General features: G+C 47.8%; 3 protein-coding genes and 2 pseudogenes. 3 read left to right on the forward strand and 2 right to left on the reverse strand.

Annotation, left to right across the window (positions count from 1 at the left end):
- Positions 1-127: 127 nt before the first annotated feature.
- Entirely contained in the window at positions 128-1,006 is an 879-nt protein-coding gene (locus tag ABLW18_RS05360) for a DMT family transporter (RefSeq protein ID WP_347823808.1), read from the reverse strand.
- Between the two features lie 352 nt (positions 1,007-1,358).
- Here ABLW18_RS05360 and ABLW18_RS05365 point away from each other — a divergent pair, with 352 nt between their 5' ends.
- Together ABLW18_RS05365 and ABLW18_RS05370 are read left to right on the forward strand one after the other, a co-directional pair.
- The gene (locus ABLW18_RS05365) at positions 1,359-1,895 is read left to right on the forward strand and encodes a YaeQ family protein (protein WP_347823809.1); all 537 of its coding nucleotides are present in this window, start codon (positions 1,359-1,361) and stop codon (positions 1,893-1,895) included.
- Positions 1,896-2,604: 709 nt separating this feature from the next.
- Positions 2,605-3,337: pseudogene (locus tag ABLW18_RS05370) on the forward strand (IS6 family transposase).
- A 555-nt stretch (positions 3,338-3,892) separates the two neighbouring features.
- On the opposite strand, the gene ABLW18_RS05375 reads toward ABLW18_RS05370, so the two are convergent.
- Positions 3,893-4,828, reverse strand: coding sequence for an ornithine cyclodeaminase (locus tag ABLW18_RS05375; protein ID WP_347823810.1), 936 nt, complete (start codon positions 4,826-4,828; stop codon positions 3,893-3,895).
- A 142-nt stretch (positions 4,829-4,970) separates the two neighbouring features.
- Between ABLW18_RS05375 and ABLW18_RS05380 the strand changes: the two are divergent.
- A pseudogene (locus tag ABLW18_RS05380) lies at positions 4,971-6,000 on the forward strand (N-methylproline demethylase); the annotation flags it as partial.

Genomic DNA, 6,000 nt, shown 5'->3' on the forward strand with positions numbered 1-6,000 from the left:
CTCATTCGTCTGACAGCACCGGTGATATCATTATAGAAACGATTCCAGTGTCTGCACGAGGTAGGTTGGTTTAAGGTGACAGGGCCTCCTGTGTTTTAAAGTAAGCTCTTGTTCGTTGAACGGCACTCTAAACTTTGTTTCTTTCTTCTCGCCAAAGAATTGTTAGTCCTGAAAAAATAATTAAAATCACGCCTGGAAATAATTTATCTAGTGGCAGTTCATCGAAAATTACCCAGCCCAAGCCGAATGCCGTTAAAATCCCAAAGTAGCTAAACGGGGCGAGCACAGATGCAGGCGCCTGTCGAAAGGCATACATCAAAAAAACGACACCAAAACCTCCGCACAGAGACATACTAAAAATTAAAAATAAATCACTTTTTGATTGGATTGTGCTAAAATCAGTCGTTCCACTAGCCAAAATAATCGCTCCAAATGCAGCGGCTATCGATGAGTAAAAATAAATTATTCCACTTGAAATTGATTTATCAAAACTGCGAAGTGTGACCATGGAGGCTGCATAGCAAAATGCTGCGCCGACGGGTAAAGCCGCTGTCCAAGTAAATACATTAGATCCTGGTTGCATGATCCAAATTGCTCCACCAAATCCTATAATCACCGCGCCCCACCGCCATGCTCCAACCTTTTCTCCATAAAATAGGACGGCTATTAAAACGATAAAAATTGCGTTTGTTTGGCCGAGGGCCGATACTGTAGCTAATTCTAGGTCTACCAAAGCAGTGTAAAATAATAGCTGGGCTACAGCGACTAATAGGCCGCGTCCAAAAGCTAATTTCCATTGTTTTATTTTGTAGTCTTGGAAATTAAAACTTAACTCACGATTGTAAATGAGTAGAAAAATTGATGGCAAGACACCCAAAATATTCCGATAAACTGATAGCTCTTGGGGAGAATATCTTTGTGATAAAAGCCGAACGTGGACGCTCATGAGATCAAAGCAAAGATAGGCGAGCAAGCAAACAAGAATTGCGCGAATATTGTTTGTCATTAAACCTCATAACCAAAGGCGATTACGCCTCCATTGAGAAAACAGTCTGCCCGTGATTGAGCTAAGTCAAGATCAATATCCGCTGTGTCAACGTTAGATTAAACTTGGTTGAAGCGGGCAGGGTTGGTTTGTAGCGTGCGTGACTGACAAGAAACTCGCTATTTAGCTGAACCGTGCCGCTGCTCTCGCCGAGTAGCGTCACTTGTTGAGCTCATAGATTTAGGTTGCGCCAGCAGTCTAATGCGAGTTGTCATTTGTCTGACAGTACCATTCAATAAGATAGCTATTTCTATTATATCAAAAAAACACAGGATCCGTTACGGAGGTGCTAATATGCATGGGCGGGATCAAAATGGCGCAAAAATCCACGATCTATAAAGCTGAACTCTCCGTGTCTGACATGGATCGCCATTATTACGAAACCCATAAGCTTACGGTGGCGAAGCATCCTTCAGAAACCGACGTGCGTATGATGCTCCGCTTGCTCGTCTTTGCATTACACGCAAGCGAACGCTTGGAGTTTTCCAAAGGTATTTCCACCGATGACGAACCTGACCTTTGGGAAAAGAACTTGAATGGTGAGACAGATTTGTGGATTTCCTTAGGGTTGCCCAGCGAGAAACTTATTCGGCAATCCTGTGGCAAAGCCAAGAACGTCATCATCTATGCTTATGGCGGAAAATCTGCCGAAGTATGGTGGAACAAAGTTCAAAATGGCACCGCAAGATTTAAGAACCTAAGTATTATGAATGTTACAGAAACTAATTGTGTTGAATTGGGGGGGCTGGCAAGGCGATCCATGCAGTTGCAAGTAAACATTCAAGATTGCGATGTCCTGATAAGTTTGGAGAACACTATGCTGTATGTCACACCCACCAGATGGAAATAGCTGCTTTCTTAGGTCACAATCAGGTTGTTTGGTCCCTTATATCTCGCAGTGCGTGTACCTTGGTATCTAGTGATGGCCTATTTTGCGAGGGGCATTTTTTCAAAACTTGGTAGACCCTTAGGGATCTGATGAAAGGGCTGCCTGTCCACACAATAAATTGCGGACTGAGGACGAAACCATGAGTGATCATCTAACGTACCAATCTTTAAAACCAACATGCCAGGTCGAGGTGGACTTTTAACGCAGATGTGGGTCCCGCAATTGCCACAAAAATATCTAATGCGTGGCTCGTTTAAATCACTCCTTGCGAAGCTTTTTGGCTTGCCCCGTGTTATCGTAAACGTGTTTTCTGAAATCACAATTGAGGCATTGGGTTCGCCACCTGAAAGATAACGGCATTCTCTACAGTGACATAAAATTTGTGAATGTATTGGCTCCTTAAATTCAAACTGAATATCTCCGCAATAACATCTACCACTATGTTTCATCTCTGCTGCCTTTAACCGTTTTGGTAGTGTAACTATTGCACCATCCAATAATATATCAAGTGAAATCGGTTTTATGATGATAAGGTTTGGAGACAACCTATAGCCAGACCCAAATTTTTATTGCTCAATTGGGGTTGGATAGAGACTGTAGGAATAAACGATGTGGTACTGTCAGCCAAAACGAGCTTGAGCCGTGCAGGGTGGTTTCGTGGGCCCGCCGTATGACAAAGTGCTCCCCATTCAGGTACTTTAAAACAAGCCCTGAGACCATCCGCTTGGCTGTGATGCTTTATGTTCGGTTTCCGCTCTCACTCCGTAACGTGGAAGATCGTTCTGCACGAACGAGGCATTGAGATCAGCCATGAAACCGTTCGGTTTTGGTGGAATAGATTTGGTCCGATGTTTGCTGCTGAGATACGAAGAAACCGGGTCAGTCGGATGCGATCTTATTCGAACTGGCAATGGCACTTGGACGAGGTCTTCGTAAAGATCAATTGAGAGACACATTACCTCTGGCGAGCCGTTGATCACGAAGGTGAGGTGCTGGAAAGTTATGTTACCAAGCGCCGAGACCGCAAAGCGGCATTGAAATGCTTCAGAAAAGCAATGAAGCGCTAAGGCGGGCCAGAAGTAGTTGTGACGGACAAACTACGTTCCTATGGCGCTGCAATGAAAGTTGTTGGCAACGCGGATCGGCAGGAAACGGGTCGCTGGGTAAATAATCGGGCGGAGAATTCTCACTTGCCGTTTCGACGACGAGAACGCGCTATGCTCCGCTTCCGACAGATGCGATGTTTGCAAAAGTTCGCTGCCGTCCACTCTTCAGTCCACAACCATTTCAATCAGGAGCGCCACTTCTACTCACGAGACAATTTCAAGCTCAATCGAACCGCCGCTCTTACTGAGTGGCGCCAATTATTGAGCGCATCGATTCAGGCTGCGCTAGCAATCTGATGCGAGTTCTCATTCGTCTTGCAAAACCGCCATATAACTTTATAAATATATATAAAATAGATACTTATCTTTGAGTAATAGTAGTGGCTCCCCAATTGGATTTACAAAATGTTCTGAATTTATTGGTGACTGTTCTTGTCTGTTGATTCGTGTAGTTTGGCTATGAAACTTCAACCCTGATCCGCATTTTAAAATGTTCAGAGCGTCGATGCTGAGAATAATAGGCTGGGTTTATACTTGAACGAATTGGGTTGTATGGTTTTACAGGCGGGCCTTACTCACCCGTGTTCATAAAGCGGTTCCTCACTATAATGAAGCGAAAGTGGGAACTGAACATACCGCATGACAGCAAGGTGGATGATCTCTGGACTTGTTTTGAAATAGCGGAATGGAGAGTGTTCTGTCATTTTCCGACGCCACAAATACATCCTGCCCACTTCAACCGAGTTTAATATGACAGTATCCAGATTAGACAGGGTGTCGCGGCTGAGAGTGGCACAAATATAGACTTTGTTTGTCAGGGATACGTATTAACCAGCCTCTAATTTCAGAAGACTAGAGCCCTGCAACTTGTTTTAGGATAGCTGCGGTAAATAGGTCCTGATGCGCACCACCAATATTCTTGAATAGGGTTATCTCTGTAGCAGAGACCCGCCCTGAGTGGCGCCCCTGCACTATGTCGAATGCATCGCCTTGGATGTCATCCAATCTTAGCGCACCGGACGCTATTGGTATAGTCAGTTCGCCCACTTCTTCGCGGCCACGGTCGCAACACGTGTAGACCGATCCACGGCGCATCGCATCATCATCTGTTTCACGCATGTCGGTTAAGTACGACCCTACTAGGTCGAGATGTGCTCCAGGTTTTAGCAACGCTCCCTTAACAAGCGGCGCGCGCGACATGGTAACACAACTGATGACATCAGCCTCAGCCACTGCAGCATCAAGATCTGGTGCTGCAGTGGCGTCGATGCCTAAAGTACAAAGCAGAGCTGCCAAAGCCTCGGCACGGGACCAAGTGCGATTCCAGATCCGCACACGCGAAATTGATGGACGCGCCGCTATATGCGCCATCGCTACATGTGGGCCTAGTCCACCCGCACCCACGACAAGCAACTCGCGCGGAGTGGGTGGAGCTAGAAGTGCAGTGCCAAGCCCAGAGATCGCAGCTGTTTTCCGATAAGTCATCGCCTCACCATCGGCCACCAGAATTGGCGCACCGGTTTTCGGATCGAACGCCGCTACGGCCCCAAGGACTGAGCCCAGAGGTGGATTACGGTCACGATTGGTGGGAAAGACGCCGACCATCTTAACCACTATTAGTTGCCCACTCAGCCAGCCTGGCAGCGTCACAAACATGTTGTCCGCACCGCTGGGGTCCTTGGTGTAAACTCCGTCACCGTCTGGAATCTCACCCTCGTGCATCTTTTGTAACGCCGGAATTAGTACCTCATAAGGTAGAAGTCGGTGAATGGTTTCGGCATCAAACATCTGCAAAGCGTCACTCCTTCGAACAGCCAGTATGTGGTAACTATACTAAAGTTCCAGGCCGAAGTACCAAAATTTCCTTTGCCAAGGCCGCCGCATGTGATCAGGCTTAGTTCAAGCTACTTCAAGAATAAGGACTGCGGCCATGAGCACCCCAACCAGACTTGCGATTACGGATCCGCTTCTTCAGCCTTTTCAGCTGGCGCACCTAACTTTGCGCAATAGGATCATGAGCACCTCGCATGCGATAGGCTTTGGCGAAGATGGTATGCCCACAGGACGGTACCAACGCTACCACGAAGCCAAGGCCGCAGGCGGGATTGGGCTTACCATGTTTGGCGGCTCAACTAATGTGTCACGCGACAGCGCCAACACCTTCGGACAGCTCAGTGCAAGCGATGATCGCATCATTCCCTACTTCCAAGAGTTCGCGGGCCGTGTGCATAAGCACGGTGCAGCCCTCATGTGCCAACTAACGCATTTAGGTGGACGCAGCCAATGGCGTGGGGACAACTGGCTGCCTACAATCTCGCCCAGCAGGTTCCGAGAACCTCTGCATCGTGGGTTTACCAAGGAGATGCAGGTCGAAGATATTGTGCGTGTGGTTAGCGATTTTGGTCAAGCAGCGCGTCGCTGCTATGAGGGGGGACTGGACGGCTGTGAATTACACATCGCTGGTCACCTGATCGGGCAGTTCTGGTCTCCAACCACAAATCAGCGCACAGACGACTTCGGTGGCAGCCTTGAAAACCGTGCGCGGTTCGGCCTCATGGTGTTGGAAGAGATCCGCCGTCTGGTTCCTCAGTCGTTTGTTGTTGGCGTCCGCATGGTAGTGGGCGAAGGCGACAGCGGCACCATGCCTGATGAAGAGTATCTTGCAATGGCCAAGATTCTCGAATGCTCAGGTTTAATAGATTTCTTCAACTTTACTTATGGTCGTATTGACACCGAAGTAGGACTTGCTCGCTATATGCCGGGCATGTCCCTGGGGTTGGCACCACAACTGCGCCCAGTAACGAATTTCCGGCGTAATGTCAGCTTGCCAGTTTTTCATGCGGCGCGTATCAATGACATGGCAACGGCACGCTATGCTGTGAGCGAAGGACATGTTGATCTCATAGGTATGACCCGTGCGCACATTGCGGATCCAAATATCGTGCGCAAGCTATCAGAAG

The organism is uncultured Planktomarina sp. (assembly GCA_943788425.1).
Lineage (GTDB): Bacteria > Pseudomonadota > Alphaproteobacteria > Rhodobacterales > Rhodobacteraceae > Planktomarina.